Genomic DNA, 18,191 nt, shown 5'->3' with positions numbered 1-18,191 from the left:
CTCAGCCCTTGGCCAGGGTGCGGATGTCGGTCGCCTCGGTGCGCTCGGCATCGGCCCGCTCGTCCTCGGTCATCTGCTGGCTCTCGATCTCGGCCTGCACCCGCCGCAGGTAGTGCTGGACCTCCGACTCGGTGCGCTCCGCGTCCCAGCCCAGCTCGGCCGCGAGGACCCGCGCCGCCGGTGCGGCCGCCTGGACGCCGCGGTCGGTCGTCTCGATCGAGATGCGCGTGCGACGGGTCAGGAGGTCGTTGAGGTGGAGCATCGCCTCGTGGCGGGCGGCGTAGACGACCTCGACGACGAGGTACTCCTCCGCTCCCTCGAGCGGCTCGGCGAGGGCGCGGTCCTCGTCGATCATCCGGAAGAGGTCGACGGCGAGGGACCCGTAGCGGTCGAGCAGGTGGGTCAGGCGCCAGACCGGCAGGTCGTGACGGCGACTCAGGGTGTCGAGCTGGTTGACCAGCGCTTGGTAGCCCTCGGCCCCGACGAGCGGGATGTGCTCGGTGACGCTGTCCGGGACCCCGGGCGACAGGTCCACACGGGCCGCGTCGACCGCGTCCTGCGCCATGATCCGGTAGGTCGTGTACTTGCCGCCCGCGATGGAGACCAGACCCGGCTGGGGACGGGCCACCGCGTGCTCGCGGCTGAGCTGCGAGGACTCCTCGGACTCACCGGCCAGCAGGGGGCGCAGCCCGGCGTAGACCCCCTGGATGTCGTCGCGGGTCAGCGGGGTGACGAGCACGCCGTTGATCTGCTCGAGGATGTAGTCGATGTCCGTGGAGGTCGCCGCCGGGTGCGCCCGAGAGAGGTTCCAGTCCGTGTCGGTCGTACCGATGATCCAGTGGGTGCCCCACGGGATGCAGAAGAGGACCGACTTCTCCGTGCGCAGGATCAGGCCCGTCTCGGAGTTGACCCGGTCGCGGGCGACGACGATGTGCACGCCCTTGCTCGCCCGGACGTGGAACCGGCCGCGGCCACCGGCCATCCGCTGGATGTCATCGGTCCACACGCCCGTGCAGTTGATGACGACCGACGCGCTGACCTCCACCTCGTCACCGGTCTCGACGTCGAGCACCCGCGCGCCGACGACCCGCTCGCCCGCGTGGAGCAGACCGGTGACCTTCGCCGAGTTGAGGACGGTCGCGCCGTAGGACGCCGCCGTGCGCACGACCGTGAGCGTGTGGCGGGCGTCGTCGCACTGGGCGTCGTGGTAGAGCAGCCCGCCGTGGTGGGCGGACGGCTTGAGCGCGGGGACGAGGCGACGGACTCCCCCCTTCGTCAGCTGCTTGGTGCGCGGCACGGACCGGCCGCCGCCCATCGAGTCGTAGAGGGTCAACCCGGCGGTCACGTACGGCCGCTCCCAGACCGGGTGCGCCAGCGGGTAGAGGAAGGAGACCGGCTTGACGAGGTGCGGCGCGATGCGGGTGAGCATGAGCTCGCGCTCCTTGAGCGCCTCGCGGACCAGGCCGAAGTTGAGCTGCTCGAGGTACCGCACGCCGCCGTGGAAGAGCTTGCTCGAGCGGGAGGAGGTCCCCGAGGCGAAGTCGCGCTGCTCGACGAGGGCCACCTTGAGGCCACGGGTCGCCGCATCGAGGGCGACGCCGGCGCCGGTCACCCCACCGCCGATGACCAGGACGTCAAGGTCCTCCTCCGCGATGCGGCGCCAGGCCGCGACGCGCTGCTGGGGGTCGAGGGGCGTGGGATTCGGCATGGCACAACGGTAGTCGCGGTCGGCACCACAGGCGAAAGGGACCTGACAGGATGCCGCACATGAGCGCTGCCAAGACCTACGTGCTGGCCATCGACCAGGGGACGACCAGCACCCGGGCGATGATCTTCGACCGGGACGGCTCGGTCGTGGCGACCGACCAGATCGAGCACGAGCAGATCTTCCCGCGCGCCGGTTGGGTCGAGCACGACGCCATGGAGATCTGGGACAACACCCGGCGGGTCATCGGCGGGGCGCTCGGCAAGGCCAACCTCAACAGCGGGCACATCTCGGCGGTCGGCATCACCAACCAGCGCGAGACCACCGTCGTGTGGGACAGGAGCAACGGCCAGCCGATCCACCACGCCATCGTCTGGCAGGACACGCGTACCCAGGGGATCGTCGACGAGCTGGCCCAGGACGGCGGCCTGGACCGCTTCAAGGAGGTCTGCGGCCTGCCGCTCGCGACGTACTTCGCCGGACCGAAGATCGCGTGGATCCTCGACCACGTCGAGGGGGCGCGCGAGCGCGCCGAGGCCGGCGAGCTGCTCGCGGGGACGATGGACACGTGGGTCCTGTGGAACCTCACCGGCGGCGGCGAGAACGCCGGGGTCCACGTGACCGACGTCACCAACGCCTCCCGCACGATGCTCATGGACCTGCGGACCCTCGCGTGGGACGAGGCGACCTGCGAGGCGATCGGGGTGCCGATGCAGGTGCTCCCCGAGATCCGCTCCTCCTCGGAGGTGTACGGCGAGTGCAAGCCGGGAGTGCTCAAGGGGACGCCGATCGCAGGGGTCCTCGGCGACCAGCAGTCGGCCACCTTCGGCCAGGCGTGCCTGACGCCGGGGACGGCGAAGAACACCTACGGCACGGGCAACTTCATGCTGCTCAACACCGGGACCGAGATCGTCAGGAGCGACAACGGCCTGCTGACGACCGTCTGCTACCAGCTCGGCGAGGAGCCGGCCGTGTACGCGCTCGAGGGTTCGATCGCCGTGACCGGCTCGCTCATCCAGTGGCTGCGCGACAACCTGGGCCTCATCAAGGAGGCCCCCGAGGTCGAGCAGCTCGCCGGGAGCGTCGAGGACAACGGCGGGGTCTACTTCGTCCCGGCCTTCTCGGGGCTCTTCGCACCGCACTGGCGGCCCGATGCCCGCGGCGCGATCCTCGGGCTCACCCGGTTCGCCAACAAGGGCCACATCGCCCGGGCAGCCCTGGAGTCCACCGCGTACCAGACCAAGGACGTGCTCGACGCGATGCAGGCGGACGCCGAGCGCGCCGGCGGCCGTCTCACCGAGCTCAAGGTCGACGGCGGCATGGTGGCCAACGAGACCCTCATGCAGTTCCAGGCGGATGTCCTCGGCGTCGACGTCGTGCGGCCCAGGATCGCCGAGACCACCGCGCTCGGCGCCGCCTACGCCGCCGGCCTCGCCGTCGGGTACTGGGAGTCGACCGACGAGATCGTCGACAACTGGGCCGAGGACCGCCGGTGGTCGCCGGCCATGGACGAGACCGAGGTGGGGCGGCTGCACCGCAACTGGACCAAGGCGATCGGCAAGACCCTGGACTGGGTGGACGAGGACGTCGTCTGAGGTCGGGGTCCGAGGTCGGCGTCCTAGGCCGCGTCGACGAGCCCGTCGAGGTGAACCTCAAGCGGTGACCAGGCCCGGTCGGGCACCGGCTCCGGTCGGCGCCTCACCCTGGCACCCGAGGTACCGGGACGCGTGGGTCGCCCGTGACCCAGCAGCGGTGGCGCCACGCAGGAGTAGTCCTCGCCCGTCGGTGTCGTCAGCCTGACCTGATGCGGACCACCGCCGGGGTCGAGCCCGTCCGCGACGAGCTCGGCCGACCAACCCGGCGACTCCTTGGCCAGGTTGTGCCGCTGACAGGTCCCCATCGCGTTGGCCGCGGAGGTCTCGCCCCCGCCCGCGTGGGCGTTGACGTGGTCGATGTCCCTGATCGGGGCACCGCACCACGGCACCCGGCACGACGCGTCCCGCAGCTCGATCAGCCGACGCAGCACCCCGGAGAAGAGGCGCCGCTGCGAGTCCATGGCCACGAGGTCTCGTCGCCCCGGAGCGGTCCACAGGCGGCGCAGCCAGGTCCGGGTGTCGCTGTCACACAGCCGCAGGAGGTGCTCACGAGCCATCGGTCCCGGCATCGCCCCGAAACCCGGGACCTCGACCTCGTCGCTCTCGCCGTCCGTACGCACGATCGCCTCCTCACGCATCACCAGGGCGACCTCGACGGGCTGCACCTGCCCTGCGTGGCGCCCCGACAGCAGCTCCAACGCCGTGTCAGCCATCCACGCGCCGCGGCCTCGCTCGTCCGCCACGCGCGCCGCGTCGACGACCGGGTCGCCCGTCAGGGTGTGACGCGCGTGCTCCGCGGCCTTCAGTGCTGCGAACGCGCCGACGACATCCGTCAACGGACCCAGGATGCTCAACCAGGCCATGCCGTCCGGGGCCGGGCGCACCGACACGTTGCGGGAGGCGGCCGCCCGGCGACGACGCCTCACCAATGACTCCTGATCCAGGTCGACCGCCGCCCGGTGCGCCGCAGCGGACAGCTCTCGGTCCCCCGCCGTCGTCAGGCACCCGGCGATCCGCCGGTCGGCCTCCATGCGGTCCTCGTGGGAGAGGCACGCCGTCTCGCGAGCCACGATCGTCGCCCGCCACTCACTGAGCTCACCGGCGGTCAGGGCCGCCATCGTGTGCGGCAGGTCGTGGACCAGACCCTGGGCCAGACCCACGTGCCGATCGGCCTGGCTCGGCGAGACCCGCCGTGCCAGGGCCAACTCCGCCCGCGCCGCGGCGCGACGGCACCGGGCCTCACGGGCTGAGATCTCGTCGCTCGCCAGCTGCTCGGCCACCCGCGCGTCGCGGTCCTCGACGAACCGAGCGGTCGCGCGGGCCTGCAGAGCCGCAGCCGCCCCCTTCGTCGCCTCCAGCAGGCTGACCACGCGGAGCAGCTCCGCCTGCGACAACCCCTCCGGGCGGGCCGCCGACAAGGCCTCCAGCGAGGCGGCCAACCGGTCCGGCAGGACGACCGGCGGCATCGACTCGCTCCCCGTGCTGTCGGTCCCTGGATCCGTCATCGCGCCTCCTCCCCTCGCCCTGCATGTCCATCGCTGGCGCCAGCATCCCACCGGGCACCGACAACCGACCTAGGGTTGCTGCGTGACCGACCACTACTTCACCGACTCCCCCGCCGCGACCGACCGCGAGCGCCGTCCGCTCACGCTCGAGCTCGCCGGCCGCGAGGTCACGGTGGAGACGGCCGGCGGCATCTTCTCGCCCGGCGGCCTCGACCGGGCGACGGCGATCCTCCTCGCCGAGGTGCCCGGGCCCCCCGCGGCCGGAGACCTGCTCGACATCGGCTGCGGGTGGGGGCCCATCGCCCTGACGCTCGCGATGCGCTCCCCCGAGGCCACCGTCTGGGCGGTCGACGTCACCGAGCGCGCCCTCGACCTGACCCGGCGCAATGCTGCCGGACTCGGCCTGGCCAACGTCCGCACGGCCCGGCCCGACGAGGTGCCGGCAGACGTCGCCTTCGCGGCGATCTGGTCCAACCCGCCGATCCGCATCGGCAAGCCGGCCGTCCAGGACCTGCTGGGCACGTGGCTCCCCCGCCTGGCGAAGGGAGCCGATGCCCACCTCGTCATCGGCAAGAACCTCGGCGCCGACGGTTACGCCCGCTGGATCACCGACGAGCTCGGGCTGCCCACCGAGCGGGTCACGACGAGCAAGGGCTTCAGGGTGCTGCGGTCCACCCGCCCCGCGGCGGGTTGACCGTGTCGCCCTCGTAGCTCAGGTCCGCGTCCGCATCGACCTCGAAGGCCACGAACCTCTCGTCCGCTAGGACTGCATCGACGAGAGAGCGCGGTCCGGCGACGATCGTGCTGTCCCAGTCGATCTCGCTCGCCACGACCCACGCCCGGTCGGCCGGCCAGAGCAGCTGCGGGCTGATCTCCCACATCCCGTCGTCCGCCCCCAGCCCGGCCCGCTGCGGCCATGTCCGGTCCGCCAGCTCGCTCGTCGACGTGGCGAGGAGGAGCATCTCCCGTCCCGGCCACTGCAGGCACGGCCCGTGATTCACCGCGCGGCGCACCTCGGGTGCGACACCAGCCTGTTGCGCGATGTCGGCCTCGCGCTGCGCCCGCCTGCGTGGCAGCCACCCGCTGCGCTCCTCGAGGTACCGGGCGACCCCACGCTCACCGAGCTGGCCCCACCCCGCCCAGATCCCGGTGACGAGGTCGTCCGGCGTCGTCGTCGCGACCGCCAGGTGCTCGGTCAGCCCGGCGAGCAGGTCGAGGTCGAAGAACCCCTCCTGCGTCTGACCGACCCTCCACCCATCGGCGAGCTCCACGCCCTCGTGAACGTCGGCCAAGCGGTTGAACTGGACGAGCGGGTGCGTCGTCAGGCCCTGTCGGGCTGCGACCTCGGACCACGGCCACCGGGTCTCCTCGAGCAGACGCGGCATGCCCCACTCGTCGACCACGGACCGGTCCCAGCGCGTGACCGGGACCGGGTGCAGGATCCGCGCGTACGAGTCGAAGCCGGTCCCCGCGACGCCCCCGACCAGACCCCAGTCACCCACCCGGTCGATCAGCCAGCCACCCGCGGTGACGTCCCTCATCAGCTCCACAGCGGGAGTCTAGGGGCGCCATCCACCCGCGACGGGCTGAGCCGAGAAGGGGAGCGCCTCAGACGAGCGTCGTCGTCCCGTCGGCGACGAGCACGGCAGGACCGGCGAGCTCCACCTCACGGCCGGGCAGCAGGCGCACCCGCAGCGTCCCGCCGGGCACCTCGACCTGCACCTGCCCCGGGGCGTCGACGTCGCCGGACCAGAAGGCGAGCCCGATCGCGGCGGCGCACACGCCGGTGCCGCAGGAGCGGGTCTCCCCGACGCCGCGCTCGTGGACGCGCATCGAGACGTGGCCCGGGCCGAGGACCCGGACGAACTCGACGTTGCTGCCCTCGGGCGGGACGGGGTTGACCTTCGGCGGCTGGCGCAGGCGGAGGCCGTTGAGGTTGACGTTCTCCGGCAGCGCCACGACGGTGTGCGGGTTGCCGAGGTCGAGCGAGAGCGCGGAGTACGGCTCGGTGATGTCCTCGGCCTCCTCGACGTGGACGAGGGAGTCGAACCCCTGCGCCTGCGCCTTGGCCTCGTCGACGAAGCGCCAGGTCCCCATGTGGGTGACGACCTCGTCGCCCTCGAAACGGATCCGGCGGATGCCTGCTCGGGTGGCGATCGTCAGCTCCTCGCCGACCAGTCCCTCGCGGCGCAGCCAGGTCGCGAAGACCCGCGTGCCGTTGCCGCACATCTGGGCCAGCGACCCGTCGGCGTTGCGGTAGTCCATGAACCACTCGGCCCGGTCGGCCAGCGCGCGGACGTCCTCCTCCGCGGCCGCCGCCGTGCGCACGATGCGGATGACGCCGTCACCGCCGATCCCGGCCTGGCGGTCGGCGAGCAACGCGACCTGCGTCGGGGTGAGCTCGAGCTCGCCGTCGAGGTCAGGGACGAGCACGAAGTCGTTCTCGGTGCCGTGGCCCTTGGTGAAAGGCAGGTTCATGGGACCCATTGTGTCGGACGGCGGGTGAGCTCCAGCGCCGCGTCCGCGAGGTCCGGCGCGGCGGCGTCCAACCACACGGGGCGCGGGTCGGGCCGCCACCACGACTCCTGCCGTCGGGCGTACCGCCGGGTGGCCTGCGCGGTGTCCCTGATCGCCTGCTCCGCGCCCCAGCGCCCGTCGAGCTGACCGAGTGCCTGCGCGTAGCCGATCGCCCGCGAGGCGGTCCGGCCGCCGCGCAGCCCGGCAGCGTCCAGCCGGCGCGCCTCGTCGAGCAACCCGCCCTCCCACATCGCGCGGGCGCGCCGCTCGATCCGGCGGGTCAGCGCGTCCCGGTCGTCACGCAGACCGATGACGAGCGAAGGGCGTCGGTACCGCTTCGTGGGCGCCGTCGCCGAGAAGGGACGGCCGGTGATCTCGACGACCTCGAGTGCTCGGACGATCCGGCGGATGTTGTTGGGCTCGATGGCAGCCGCGGCCGCGGGGTCGAGCTCGCGCAGGCGACGACGCAGGGCGTCGCTCCCCCCTTCGTCCTGCGCCTGCGCCTCGAGCCGCGCGCGCACGACCGGGTCCGTCGGCGGGATGTCGAGGTGATCCAGGGCCGCGCGCACGTACAGGCCGGAGCCGCCGGCGAGCACCGGCACCCGACCGCGCGCGAGCACGTCGCCGATCGCTGCCTCGGCACGGGACTGGAAGTCTGCGAGGGTCGCCTCGTCGGTGACCTCGAGGACGTCGAGGAGGTGGTGCGGGATCCCACGGCGCTCAGCGGGAGGCAACTTGTTGGTGCCGATGTCCATGCCGCGGTAGAGCTGCATCGCATCGGCGTTGACTACCTCGCCACCCAGCCGCTCGGCGAGGTCGAGCGCCAGGTCCGACTTGCCGGTCGCGGTGGCGCCGACGACGGCGATGACCTGCGGGATCACTCCTGCTCGTCGTCCTGCTCGTCGTCGTGACCGAAGGGGTCCGGGACCTCGCCCGGCATCCACGTGTGGCCGGGGACACCCCAGCCCTCGGCCCTGACGGCCTTGCGGGCCTTCTTCTTCCACTTCTCGCCCAGCCGGTCGACGTAGAGGAAGCCGTTGAGGTGGTCGTACTCGTGCTGCATGCAGCGGGCGAACCACCCGGTGGCGGTGAAGGCGATCTCGTTGCCGTCCCAGTCGTAGCCGCTCACCTCGGCGCTCTCACCGCGGCGCAGCGGGAAGGAGTAGCCGGGCACGGAGAGGCAGCCCTCGGACTCGTTGTCGCGGTCGGGCTCGCCGACGGCGGGCTTGGCTGCCTTGACGTAGGGGTTGATGACGTGACCGAGGGTCGGCACGCCGTCGTCGTTGGCCATGCTCCAGGTGAAGACCCGCAGGCCGACCCCGATCTGCGGCGCTGCCAGACCGACGCCGTGCGCGGCCTCCTGGGTCTCGTACATGTCCTCGACGAGGGTGCGCAGCTCGGCGTCGAACTCGGTGACCGGCTGGGCGCGCGTGTGCAGGACCGGTTCACCCGTGATGGTGATGGGGCGGATCGTCATGGGCGGCATCCTATTTGGCCCGCGGGACGGGCATGACGGAGCCGGGACCGGTCAGGGGGTACCGGTCCCGGCTCCGCGGGGGTGGCGGGCTCTACGAGCCCGGGGTCGAGGCTCAGGCCTGCTTGATGGCCGAGACCTCGAGGTTGAGGGTGATCTTCTTGGAGACGAGCACGCCGCCGGTCTCGAGCGCGGCGTTCCAGGTGAGGCCCCAGTCCTCGCGCTCGACGACCGTCTGGGCGGTGAAGCCGACACGGACGTTGCCGAAGGGGTCCTGGGCGGTGCCGTCGTACTCGGCCTTCAGGGTGACCGGCTTGGTGACGCCCTTGATCGTCAGGTCGCCGACGAGGTCGAAGCTGTTGCCCGAGGCGTTCTGCACGCCGGTGGAGACGAAGGTGATCTCCGGGTTGGTCTCGACGTCGAAGAAGTCGGCCGACTTCAGGTGGCCGTCACGGTCGGCGCTGCCGGTGTCGACGGAAGCGGTCTTCATCGTGGCCGTCGCGCTGGAGGCGCCCAGGTCCTCGGCGACGGTGATGGTGCCCTCGAGGTCGCGGAAGTAGCCGCGGACCTTGGTGACCATCGCGTGGCGAGCGACGAAACTCACCTCGGTGTGGCTCGGGTCGATGGCGTAGGTACCGGCGGGGATGTTCAGGTCGGTCATGTGGAGCTCCTTGGTGGTGGTGCCGTGGTCCGGGAGGTGGTTGGAACACGACATACGTTAGGACCTTTTGCTTGTCGTGTCAACTATTCGTTTTTCAACCACTATCGACCGTACGCCCGTTCCCGTTGAAGCGCCAGAGATGTCGTGCTTGTGTGGTGCCACGGCCCGTACCGGGCATGCCGACACAGAAGGAGAACGCCATGGGGTTCGACGATCTGAAGGGCCAGGCCACCGACGCGCTCGGTGAGCACAGCGACAAGGTCGAGGAGCACAGCGACCAGGGCCTCGACAAGGCCGGCGAGTTCGCCGAGGGCAAGGGCGTTGACGCCGACAAGAGCGACCAGGGCAGGGAGTTCCTCGACGGCAAGATCGGCGAGTGAGACCGCTCTGACGCGAAGGGGGTCGATCACCACGGCGATCGACCCCCTTGGTCGTGTTTTGGCTCCCTCGGCTGGGGTAAGCCAGTGGTGCCTCCGGCCGAACCCCGGCCGTCGACACGACCACGAGAGGAACGGAACATGAGCATCGACCACAACGCCATCGACCAGATCAGCGGGCGGGACGTCCACGGCTCCGACGGGGAGAAGATCGGGAGCGTCGGGCAGGTGTACCTGGACGACCAGACCGGGCGCCCGGACTGGATCACCGTCAGGACCGGGCTCTTCGGGACCCGCTCGAGCTTCGTGCCGCTGACCGACGCGCAGCAGACGGACGAGGGACTGCGGGTGCCGTACACGAAGGACCAGGTCAAGGACGCACCCAACGTCGAGGACGACGGGCACCTCGAGCCCGAGGAGGAGGAGCGTCTCTTCGCGCACTACGGCAGGACGGGCACCACCGGCGCACCCGTCGCCGGTGTGGCCGAGGGCCGTGGCGGCCGGGACCTGGACGACGAGACCGGTGAGCGCGTCGTCGGCCACGACACCTCCGGACCCACGACCGACGACGCGATGACCCGTTCCGAGGAGCGGCTCGACGTGGGGACCGAGCGCCGCGAGACCGGCCGTGCCCGTCTGCGCAAGTACGTCGTCACCGAGGAGCAGCAGGTCACCGTCCCCGTCACCCGCGAGGAGGTCCGCGTCGAGCGCGAGCCGATCACCGACGCCAATCGCGGCGACGCCCTCGACGGCCCCGGTATCTCCGAGGAGGAGCACGAGGTCACCCTCCACGAGGAGCGCCCCGTGGTCGAGAAGGAGACCGTCCCCGTCGAGCGCGTCCGCCTCGAGAAGGAGACCGTCACGGACGAGGAGCAGGTGAGCGGCACGGTGCGCAAGGAGCGCATCGAGACCGAGGGCGTCGACGACGTCCCGGACGACCGTCGCGTCTGACCCGTCCCAGCCCGAAGGGGGTCGGTCACCGTGACGGTGACCGACCCCCTTCGTCGTGCTCGGTCGTGGTCCTGCCCGGGCGGATCAGGCGCTGCAGGCGGGCCCGTTGGCCTCCACGGGCTCCGGAGCCCCGATGCGCGGCATGCCGAGCGAGACGCCGGGCTTGGCGACGGCACCCTCGACGCCCTTGTCCTGGAGGGCGGCCCATGCGTCGCCCCCCTTCGTGCGGCGGACGCTGAAGGTGCCGCCGGACAGGGCGGAGTCGGCGACGAGGTGGTGCGGGGCGCCGTAGGTGACGCCCACCGTGACCATGTCGCCGGGGCGCGGGCGCCCGACCTCGGGCAGGTCCTCGGGGACCGCGAAGTGCACCAGGCGGTTGTCGGGGGCGCGACCGCTCAGACGGGCGGTCTCGCGGTCCTTGCGTCCCTCCCCCGTCGCGACGAGCACCTCGAGCTCGCGCCCCTCCTGCTCGCGGTTGCCCGCCCAGGAGATCTCCTCCTGGAGCGCGACGAGCCGCTCGTAGCGCTCCTGGACGACCTCCTTGGGCACCTGGTCGGCCATCGTCGCGGCCGGTGTCCCGGGGCGGATCGAGTACTGGAAGGTGAAGGCGGAGCTGAAGCGCGACTCGCGCACGACCCGCAGGGTCTCCTCGAAGTCCGACTCCGTCTCCCCCGGGAAGCCGACGATGATGTCGGTCGTGATCGCCGCGTCGGGGATCCGGTCGCGGACCCGCTCGATGATCCCGAGGAAGCGCTCGGAGCGGTAGCTGCGCCGCATCGCCCTCAGCACGCGGTCGGAGCCGGACTGCAGCGGCATGTGCAGGCTCGGCATGACATTGGGCGTCTCTGCCATCGCCTCGATGACGTCATCGGTGAACGCGGCCGGGTGCGGGCTGGTGAAGCGCACCCGCTCCAGGCCCTCGATGTCGCCGCAGGCGCGCAGCAGCTTGCCGAAGGCGAGCTTGTCACCGAACTCGACGCCGTAGCTGTTGACGTTCTGCCCGAGCAGGGTCACCTCGAGGACGCCCTGGGCGACGAGCGCCTCGACCTCGGCGAGGACCTCGCCGGGACGGCGGTCCTTCTCCTTGCCGCGCAGCGCGGGCACGATGCAGAAGGTGCAGGTGTTGTTGCAGCCGACCGAGATCGACGTCCACCCCGAGTAGGCGGAGTCGCGCCGCGTCGGCAGCGTCGAGGGGAAGGTCTCCAGCGACTCGAGGATCTCGACCTGCGCCTGCGCGTTGTGGCGGGCGCGGTCGAGCAGGGCGGGCAGCGAGCCGATGTTGTGGGTGCCGAACACGACGTCGACCCAGGGCGCCCGCTCGACGATGGTCGTGCGGTCCTTCTGCGCCATGCAGCCGCCGACGGCGATCTGCAGGTCGGGGTTGCGCTGCTTGAACGGGCGGAGCTGGCCGAGGTTGCCGTAGAGCTTGTTGTCGGCGTTCTCCCGCACCGCGCAGGTGTTGAACACGACGACGTCGGCGACCTCGCCGCGCTCGTGGCGCGGCAGGCTCGCGATGTCGACATAGCCGGCCGTCTCGAGGAGGCCGGCCAGGCGCTCGGAGTCGTGCACGTTCATCTGGCACCCGTGGGTGCGCACGTCATAGGTCTTGGGCGTCGCAGTCATGGCCCGTCAAGGGTACGTCGGACGAAGGGGGTGCCCTCCCCCTGCGTCCGCGCCTCACCCCAGCCGGGTGTAGGTGATCTCGATGTCGAGGTCGCTGACCGGGGGGCCGACGAAGATGCCGCGGAAGGGCGAGACGTCGTCGTAGTCGCGGCCGCGGCCGATGACGACGTGGTCCAGCCCGACCGGCCCGGTGTTGGTCGGGTCGAGCGCGTGCCAGCCGCCGTCCCACAGCTCGATCCACGCGTGGTTGCGCGCGGGCACCGTCGTGCCGCGCTGGACGTCCGTGTCCTCGGCCGTCAGGTACCCGCTCACGTAGCGGGCGGGGATCCCGGCCGACCGCAGGGCGCCGAGGGTCACGTGGGCGAAGTCCTGGCACACGCCCTTGCCGCCGGCCCAGACGTCGGCGGCCGTCGACTGCCAGCCGGTGATGCCGCTCTCGTAGGTGAGGCGCTCGCGCAGCCGCTCGACGATGGCGAGCCCGGCGGCTCGCGGGGTCGGGTCCTCCACGCGCTCCTGTGCGAGGGCGACGACCTCCTCGGGCGGCGCGGTCCGGCCGGTCTGCGCGAGGAACTCGCTCAACCGGTCGCAGGTCGTCGCGTCCCTGACCGCGGCCCAGCCGACGGCGTCGGCCTGGACGGGCAGCTCGGAGCGCTCGACGGTGCTCGTGGCCTCGATCTCGAGCACCTCGTGGCCGGTCTGGGACTCCATCGCCATGACCTGGGTACCCCAGTGGTCCTCGTAGACGTGGCTCCAGGTGAGGGGCTTGACGCGCACGCGCGCCTCGAGCGTCGCCTGGCCCGGCTCGCTCACCGGGATCATGCGCAGCTCGTTGTGCGCGGCGGTGACCTCGCCCTCGTAGCGCATCGTCGTGCGGTGGACGATGCGGTGGCGCCTGCTGCTCATACGACCTCTCCCATCCACTCCTGGACCGGCGCGGACAAGAAGTAGCGCGCCCCGATCGCGTCCGAGGCGGCCATGACGGCCTCCTGCACCAGCTGCATCCGCTCCGGCAGGTCGTGCAGCACCGTGTCCGGGTTGCTGAACTCCAGCGAGGTGCGGATCTGCCCGAGGATGCGGCGGCCCTCGTCGGAGAAGCCGACCCGGTCCTTGTCGGGCGAGAGGTTGATCAGCCGCTCCTCCGCCTCCTTGAGCGCCGCGATGACCGAGCGCGGGAAGCGCCGGTCGAGCGTCAGGAAGGCGGCCGCGGTGCGGTCGGTGACGACGCCACGCATCGTGCGCAGCATCGCCTGCTGCGCGCCGCAGCTGGCGAGGACCTGCCCCCAGCCGGGGCCCAGGTCGCTGGCGCCCGTCGCGACGAGACGGGCGGTCATGTCGGCACGCTCGAGCGCCCGGCCGAGGACGAGGAAGTCCCAGGCGTCGTCGTGGCTCATCGTCGTGTCGGTGAGGCCGTCGAGCAGCGCGGAGCGCTCGCGCACCCACCCGAGGTGGTACTGCGTCGCGGGTCCCGGGGTGAAGGAGTTCCACCGGTGGTAGGTCGTGTTGATCGCCTCCCACATCTCGGTGGAGACGGTTTCGCGGGCACGCCGGGCGTTTTCGCGCGCGGCGTGCCACGAGCCCGAGACGGCGTTGGGGTTGCCCGCGTCGAAGACGAGCATGCGGCTGGTGTCGGCGTAGTCGACCTCGCCGACGTCGTCGTAGCCCATGATCCCGCGCAGCACCATCGTGCACGCGGTCTGCTCGTCCGCCGCGGGGTCCTCGAGGAGCTGCAGGCGCAGCACGTCGACGATGCGCGCGGTCCCGTCGGCGCGCTCGATGTAGCGACCGATCCAGAAGAGGGAGTCAGCGATCCGGCTCAGCATCAGACGTCCTCCTCGCTCGGGTCCTGCGACTGGCCCTGGTACCGGGACTGGGACTGCGACTGCGGGACAGGGCCGTCGTCGCGCTCGTGCGTGCCCGTCCCGGTACCGAGGAAGATGACCTCGCGCTCGTCGACGTCGTGCGGCAGCCGGTTGTAGCGTCCGGCGAGCACCCAGGTGTCCTTGGAGCCACCCCCCTGGCTGGAGTTGACGACGAGCTGGCCCTCGGGCAGGGCGACGCGGGTCAGGCCACCGGGGAGGACCTGCACGTCGGTGCCGTCGTTGACGGCGAAGGGGCGCAGGTCGACGTGGCGCGGGCGCAGCTGCCCGTCGATGAGCGTCGGCACGGTCGACAGCTGGACCACCGGCTGGGCGATCCACCCGCGCGGGTCCTCGAGCAGCTTGGCCCGCAGCTCGTCGAGCTCGGCGCCGCTGGCCGCGGGTCCGACGACGAGGCCCTTGCCACCGGATCCGTCCACCGGCTTGGTCACCATCTCGTCGAGCCGGCCGAGCACCTCCCGCAGGGCCTCGGGCTCCTGGAGCCGGTAGGTGTCGACATTGGGCAGGATCGGGTCCTCGTCGAGGTAGTACCGCGTGAGCTCCGGGACGTAGGAGTAGACGAGCTTGTCGTCGGCGACGCCGTTGCCGATCGCGTTGGCCAGCGTCACGCGCCCCGCGCGGACGGCGGAGACCAGTCCTGTCACGCCGAGCATCGAGTCGCGCCGGAAGTGCACCGGGTCGAGGAAGTCGTCGTCGATGCGCCGGTAGATGACGTCGACGCGCTCCTCCCCGTGCGTCGTGCGCATGCGCACCTCGCCGCCGCGCACGACGAGGTCACGCCCCTCGACGAGCTCCACGCCCATCATCCGGGCGAGCAGCGTGTGCTCGAAGTACGCGCTGTTGTAGACGCCGGGGGTGAGCACGACGACGGTCGGGTCGACCCTCCCTTCGGGCGCCGAGGCGCGCAGCGCGTGCAGGAGCATGCGCGGGTAGTCGTGCACGGGCCGGATCCGCATCGTCGCGAAGGCCTCGGGGAAGACGTTGGTCATCGCGCGGCGGTTGGCGATGACGTAGGAGACGCCGGAGGGGACGCGGACGTTGTCCTCGAGGACGCGGAAGGTCCCCTCCTCGTCGCGGATGAGGTCGATGCCGCTCACGTGCGCGCGCACCCCACCCGGCGGTCGCAGACCGGTCACCGCACGGTGGTAGTGGCTCGACGTGGCGATGAGCTTCCACGGGACGATGCCGTCCTCGACCGCCCGGGGCAGCCCGCCGGTGCGGCTGTAGATGTCGTCGAGGAAGGCCTCGAGGACCTTGACCCGCTGCGCGACGCCCTGCTCGACCGCCTGCCAGGCGTCCGCGTCGATGACCCGAGGGACGGCATCGAGGGGGAAGGGGCGTTCCTCGCCGGCGTGGTCGAAGGTGACCCCCTGGTCGAAGAACATCCGGGCGAGGGCGTCCGCACGGTCCTTCAGCTCCTGCGGCTCCATCGAGCGCAGCGTGTGGTGGATCGGCTTGTACGGCGGGCGGGGCTCGCCCCCTTCGCCGAGCATCTCGTCCCATGCCGCACTGGGTGCGTAGGTCCCGAAGAGAGAGTCGTTGACGGTCACGCGCCCACCCTACGCACGAGCGGTGGTGCCACGACCGGGTGGACGACGAGGCCCTGGTGCTCGACGTCATCGCCCGGCACCCGCTCGCCTCGCTCGTCACCCATGACGGCGCCTCCCCCGAGGTCGACCTCATCCCGCTGCTCGCGCAGCGGACCGCATCCGGCATCGAGCTCGTCGGGCACGTCGCCCGCGTCAACCGGGTGTGGCAGGTCGGGCGGCACGAAGGGGAGTCCCTCGCCGTCTTCCGGGCCACGGACCACTACATCTCCCCCACCTGGTACCCGAGCAAGGCCGAGCACCACCGCACCGTGCCGACGTGGAACTACGTCGCCGTCCACGCCTGGGGTCCGCTGGAGGTGCACGACGACCCGCGGTGGGTGCGGGCGGGCATGGCACCGCCCGGGTACGTGGACGAGCAGCTGGCCCATGTCGTCGGGATCCGCATCCCCGTGCGCCGGGTGACCGGGAAGTTCAAGGTCTCGGCGCACAAGAGCGACCCCGACCGCCTCGGGGCCCGCGACGGCGTCGCGGCCGACGGCCCCGGCCCGGGCGCCGGGTCGAACCCGGACCTGCTCGTCGAGTGGATGAGCCGGCCGCCCGGCGGAACTAGTCGCGCTGGTGCTCCGGCTGCGCGTCGAGCGCCTCGTTGATGACCAGGCGCGCGACCTCGCTGCCGTAGCCCTTGCGGGCGAGCATCCCGGCGAGGCGCCGAGCCTGCACGGTGCGGTCCAGGCCGTGCATGGAGCGCAGCTTCTTCGCGACGAGCTCATGGGCGCGGGCCCGCTCGTCCTCCGGGTCGACCTCGTCGAGCACCGCCTGGGCGAGCTCGTCGTCGACCCCCTTCCTGCGCAGCTCGTGGGAGAGCGCGCGCTTCGCCAGACCGCGACCGGCCTGCTTGGAGCGCACGAAGGCCTGGGCGTAGGCCTCGTCGTCGACGAGGCCCACCTGCTCGAAGCGATCGAGCACATCCGCCGCGACGTCGTCGGGGCAGCCCTTGCGGCGCAAGGCCTTCTCCAGCTCGGCGCGCGACTTGGGCGAACCGGTCAGCAGGCGCAGGACGACGGCGCGGGCCACCGCGTACGGGTCGGCGTCGGGGTCACCCTCCCGGCCCGCGGGGTCCGGAGGAGGGGCGGCGCCGCGCTCGACGGCGGAGACCGCCGCACGCAGGCCCTCGAGCCTGCGCGCGGCGGCTCCCTCGTCAGTGCTCATGTCGCGGCTCAGAAGTCGACCGGGACCTCGGCCGGCTCGTCGGCCTCCTCGACGGGAACGACCCCGATGCCGAGCTTGGTCTTGATCTTGGCCTCGATCTCCTCGCCGAGCTGCGGGTTGTCCTTGAGGAACTTGCGGGCATTTTCCTTGCCCTGACCCAGCTGGTCGCCCTCGTACGTGTACCAGGCTCCGGCCTTGCGGACGAAGCCGTGCTCGACGCCCATGTCGATCAGGCCGCCCTCGCGGGAGATGCCCTGGCCGTAGAGGATGTCGAACTCCGCCTGCTTGAAGGGCGGGGAGACCTTGTTCTTCACGACCTTGACCCGGGTGCGGTTGCCGACCGGGTCGGTGCCGTCCTTGAGGGTCTCGATGCGGCGCACGTCCAGGCGGACGGAGGCGTAGAACTTCAGCGCCTTGCCACCCGTGGTGGTCTCGGGCGAGCCGAACATGACGCCGATCTTCTCGCGGAGCTGGTTGATGAAGATCGCGGTCGTGCCGGAGGTGTTGAGCGCGCCGGTGATCTTGCGCAGCGCCTGGCTCATGAGACGGGCCTGCAGACCGACGTGGCTGTCACCCATCTCGCCCTCGATCTCGGCGCGGGGCACGAGCGCCGCGACGGAGTCGATGACGATGACGTCGAGCGCGCCGGAGCGGATGAGCATGTCGGCGATCTCGAGCGCCTGCTCACCGGTGTCCGGCTGGCTGACGAGGAGGGCGTCGGTGTCGACACCCAGCTTCTTGGCGTACTCGGGGTCGAGGGCGTGCTCGGCGTCGATGAACGCCGCGATGCCCCCGGCTCGCTGCGCGTTGGCGACCGCGTGCAGGGCGACCGTCGTCTTTCCGGAGGACTCCGGGCCGTAGATCTCGACGACTCGGCCACGGGGCAGGCCGCCGATGCCGAGGGCGACGTCCAGGGCGATCGCGCCGGTCGGGATGACCGCGATCGGGGGGCGCACGTCGTCGCCCAGGCGCATCACCGCGCCCTTGCCGTGGGCCTTCTCGATCTGCCCCATGACGTTGTCGAGGGACTTGAGCTTCTGCTCGTGGAGCTTGCTGTCGATGGCGGTGACCTCAGCCATGCCACACCTTCCTTGTCATCGTGTCGGGCGCGTCCACCGGCGACCAGTTCCCACACAGTCGGACGTCT

The 18,191-nt window shown here is 71.5% G+C and carries 18 protein-coding genes; 5 read left to right on the top strand and 13 right to left on the bottom strand.

Features of this window, described 5'->3' with window-relative positions:
* Window position 1: 1 nt before the first annotated feature.
* A complete protein-coding gene (locus JT1_RS03240; RefSeq protein ID WP_068322947.1) occupies window positions 2-1,708 on the bottom strand; it encodes a glycerol-3-phosphate dehydrogenase/oxidase in 1,707 nt (568 codons plus the stop codon).
* A 59-nt stretch (window positions 1,709-1,767) separates the two neighbouring features.
* Here JT1_RS03240 and glpK point away from each other — a divergent pair, with 59 nt between their 5' ends.
* Entirely contained in the window at window positions 1,768-3,300 is a 1,533-nt protein-coding gene (glpK, locus tag JT1_RS03235) for a glycerol kinase GlpK (protein ID WP_169701825.1), read from the top strand.
* Window positions 3,301-3,323: 23 nt separating this feature from the next.
* Here glpK and JT1_RS03230 read toward each other — a convergent pair whose 3' ends face one another.
* Entirely contained in the window at window positions 3,324-4,805 is a 1,482-nt protein-coding gene (locus JT1_RS03230; protein ID WP_068322941.1) for a DUF222 domain-containing protein, read from the bottom strand.
* 82 nt (window positions 4,806-4,887) lie between these two features.
* Between JT1_RS03230 and JT1_RS03225 the strand changes: the two genes are divergently transcribed.
* Window positions 4,888-5,499 (top strand): class I SAM-dependent methyltransferase, encoded by a 612-nt coding sequence (locus JT1_RS03225; RefSeq protein WP_068322938.1) that lies wholly within the window; start codon window positions 4,888-4,890, stop codon window positions 5,497-5,499.
* Here the strand turns inward: JT1_RS03225 and JT1_RS03220 are convergent.
* The 5 genes from JT1_RS03220 to JT1_RS03200 all read right to left on the bottom strand — a co-directional run bounded on the left by JT1_RS03220 (window position 5,462) and on the right by JT1_RS03200 (window position 9,457).
* Window positions 5,462-6,355: a hypothetical protein gene (locus JT1_RS03220; RefSeq protein WP_068322935.1), complete on the bottom strand. Its 894-nt coding sequence runs from the start codon at window positions 6,353-6,355 to the stop codon at window positions 5,462-5,464. The two genes, JT1_RS03225 and JT1_RS03220, sit on opposite strands and share 38 nt — an antisense overlap.
* Before the next feature lie 58 nt (window positions 6,356-6,413).
* Window positions 6,414-7,283: a diaminopimelate epimerase gene (gene dapF, locus JT1_RS03215; RefSeq protein WP_068322933.1), complete on the bottom strand. Its 870-nt coding sequence runs from the start codon at window positions 7,281-7,283 to the stop codon at window positions 6,414-6,416.
* Complete coding sequence (gene miaA / locus JT1_RS03210; protein ID WP_218005553.1) at window positions 7,280-8,200, bottom strand: tRNA (adenosine(37)-N6)-dimethylallyltransferase MiaA; 921 nt, start codon at window positions 8,198-8,200, stop codon at window positions 7,280-7,282. Before miaA ends, dapF begins: the two co-directional genes overlap by 4 nt.
* On the bottom strand, window positions 8,200-8,799 hold the full coding sequence (def, locus tag JT1_RS03205) for a peptide deformylase (protein ID WP_068322927.1): 600 nt from the start codon (window positions 8,797-8,799) through the stop codon (window positions 8,200-8,202). The genes miaA and def overlap by 1 nt, the downstream gene beginning before the upstream one ends.
* A gap of 112 nt (window positions 8,800-8,911) precedes the next feature.
* Window positions 8,912-9,457 (bottom strand): YceI family protein, encoded by a 546-nt coding sequence (locus JT1_RS03200; RefSeq protein WP_082807454.1) that lies wholly within the window; start codon window positions 9,455-9,457, stop codon window positions 8,912-8,914.
* A 200-nt stretch (window positions 9,458-9,657) separates the two neighbouring features.
* On the opposite strand from JT1_RS03200, the gene JT1_RS03195 reads away from it, so the two are divergent.
* Both JT1_RS03195 and JT1_RS03190 read left to right on the top strand, forming a co-directional pair.
* Window positions 9,658-9,837, top strand: coding sequence for a hypothetical protein (locus JT1_RS03195; RefSeq protein ID WP_068322922.1), 180 nt, complete (start codon window positions 9,658-9,660; stop codon window positions 9,835-9,837).
* Between the two features lie 138 nt (window positions 9,838-9,975).
* On the top strand, window positions 9,976-10,785 hold the full coding sequence (locus tag JT1_RS03190) for a DUF2382 domain-containing protein (protein ID WP_068322920.1): 810 nt from the start codon (window positions 9,976-9,978) through the stop codon (window positions 10,783-10,785).
* Window positions 10,786-10,869: 84 nt separating this feature from the next.
* Here the strand turns inward: JT1_RS03190 and miaB are convergent, their stop codons facing one another.
* Genes miaB through JT1_RS03170 form a run of 4 tightly spaced genes read right to left on the bottom strand, consistent with a single transcriptional unit; the run spans window position 10,870 to window position 15,778 of the window.
* Window positions 10,870-12,408 (bottom strand): tRNA (N6-isopentenyl adenosine(37)-C2)-methylthiotransferase MiaB, encoded by a 1,539-nt coding sequence (gene miaB, locus JT1_RS03185; protein WP_068322917.1) that lies wholly within the window; start codon window positions 12,406-12,408, stop codon window positions 10,870-10,872.
* A 54-nt stretch (window positions 12,409-12,462) separates the two neighbouring features.
* Window positions 12,463-13,311: a transglutaminase family protein gene (locus tag JT1_RS19070; protein ID WP_068322914.1), complete on the bottom strand. Its 849-nt coding sequence runs from the start codon at window positions 13,309-13,311 to the stop codon at window positions 12,463-12,465.
* Complete coding sequence (locus JT1_RS03175) at window positions 13,308-14,228, bottom strand: alpha-E domain-containing protein (RefSeq protein WP_068322911.1); 921 nt, start codon at window positions 14,226-14,228, stop codon at window positions 13,308-13,310. Before JT1_RS03175 ends, JT1_RS19070 begins: the two co-directional genes overlap by 4 nt.
* On the bottom strand, window positions 14,228-15,778 hold the full coding sequence (locus tag JT1_RS03170; protein WP_082807453.1) for a circularly permuted type 2 ATP-grasp protein: 1,551 nt from the start codon (window positions 15,776-15,778) through the stop codon (window positions 14,228-14,230). Before JT1_RS03170 ends, JT1_RS03175 begins: the two co-directional genes overlap by 1 nt.
* A 95-nt stretch (window positions 15,779-15,873) precedes the next feature.
* Here JT1_RS03170 and JT1_RS03165 point away from each other — a divergent pair, with 95 nt between their 5' ends.
* Window positions 15,874-16,485 carry an FMN-binding negative transcriptional regulator gene (locus tag JT1_RS03165; RefSeq protein WP_068322908.1) on the top strand — a complete coding sequence of 204 codons (612 nt, stop codon included), beginning with the start codon at window positions 15,874-15,876 and terminating at the stop codon, window positions 16,483-16,485.
* Here JT1_RS03165 and JT1_RS03160 read toward each other — a convergent pair.
* Together JT1_RS03160 and recA are read right to left on the bottom strand one after the other, a co-directional pair.
* The gene (locus tag JT1_RS03160; protein ID WP_082807435.1) at window positions 16,442-17,044 is read right to left on the bottom strand and encodes a regulatory protein RecX; all 603 of its coding nucleotides are present in this window, start codon (window positions 17,042-17,044) and stop codon (window positions 16,442-16,444) included. The two genes, JT1_RS03165 and JT1_RS03160, sit on opposite strands and share 44 nt — an antisense overlap.
* Window positions 17,045-17,052: 8 nt before the next feature.
* The gene (recA, locus tag JT1_RS03155) at window positions 17,053-18,123 is read right to left on the bottom strand and encodes a recombinase RecA (RefSeq protein ID WP_068322905.1); all 1,071 of its coding nucleotides are present in this window, start codon (window positions 18,121-18,123) and stop codon (window positions 17,053-17,055) included.
* Window positions 18,124-18,191 lie beyond the last annotated feature (68 nt).

Source organism: Janibacter terrae NBRC 107853 (assembly GCF_001591405.1).
GTDB lineage: Bacteria > Actinomycetota > Actinomycetes > Actinomycetales > Dermatophilaceae > Janibacter > Janibacter terrae.
The sequence above is the reverse complement of the archived record's forward strand: the minus strand, read 5'-3'. Positions and strand labels throughout refer to the sequence as shown.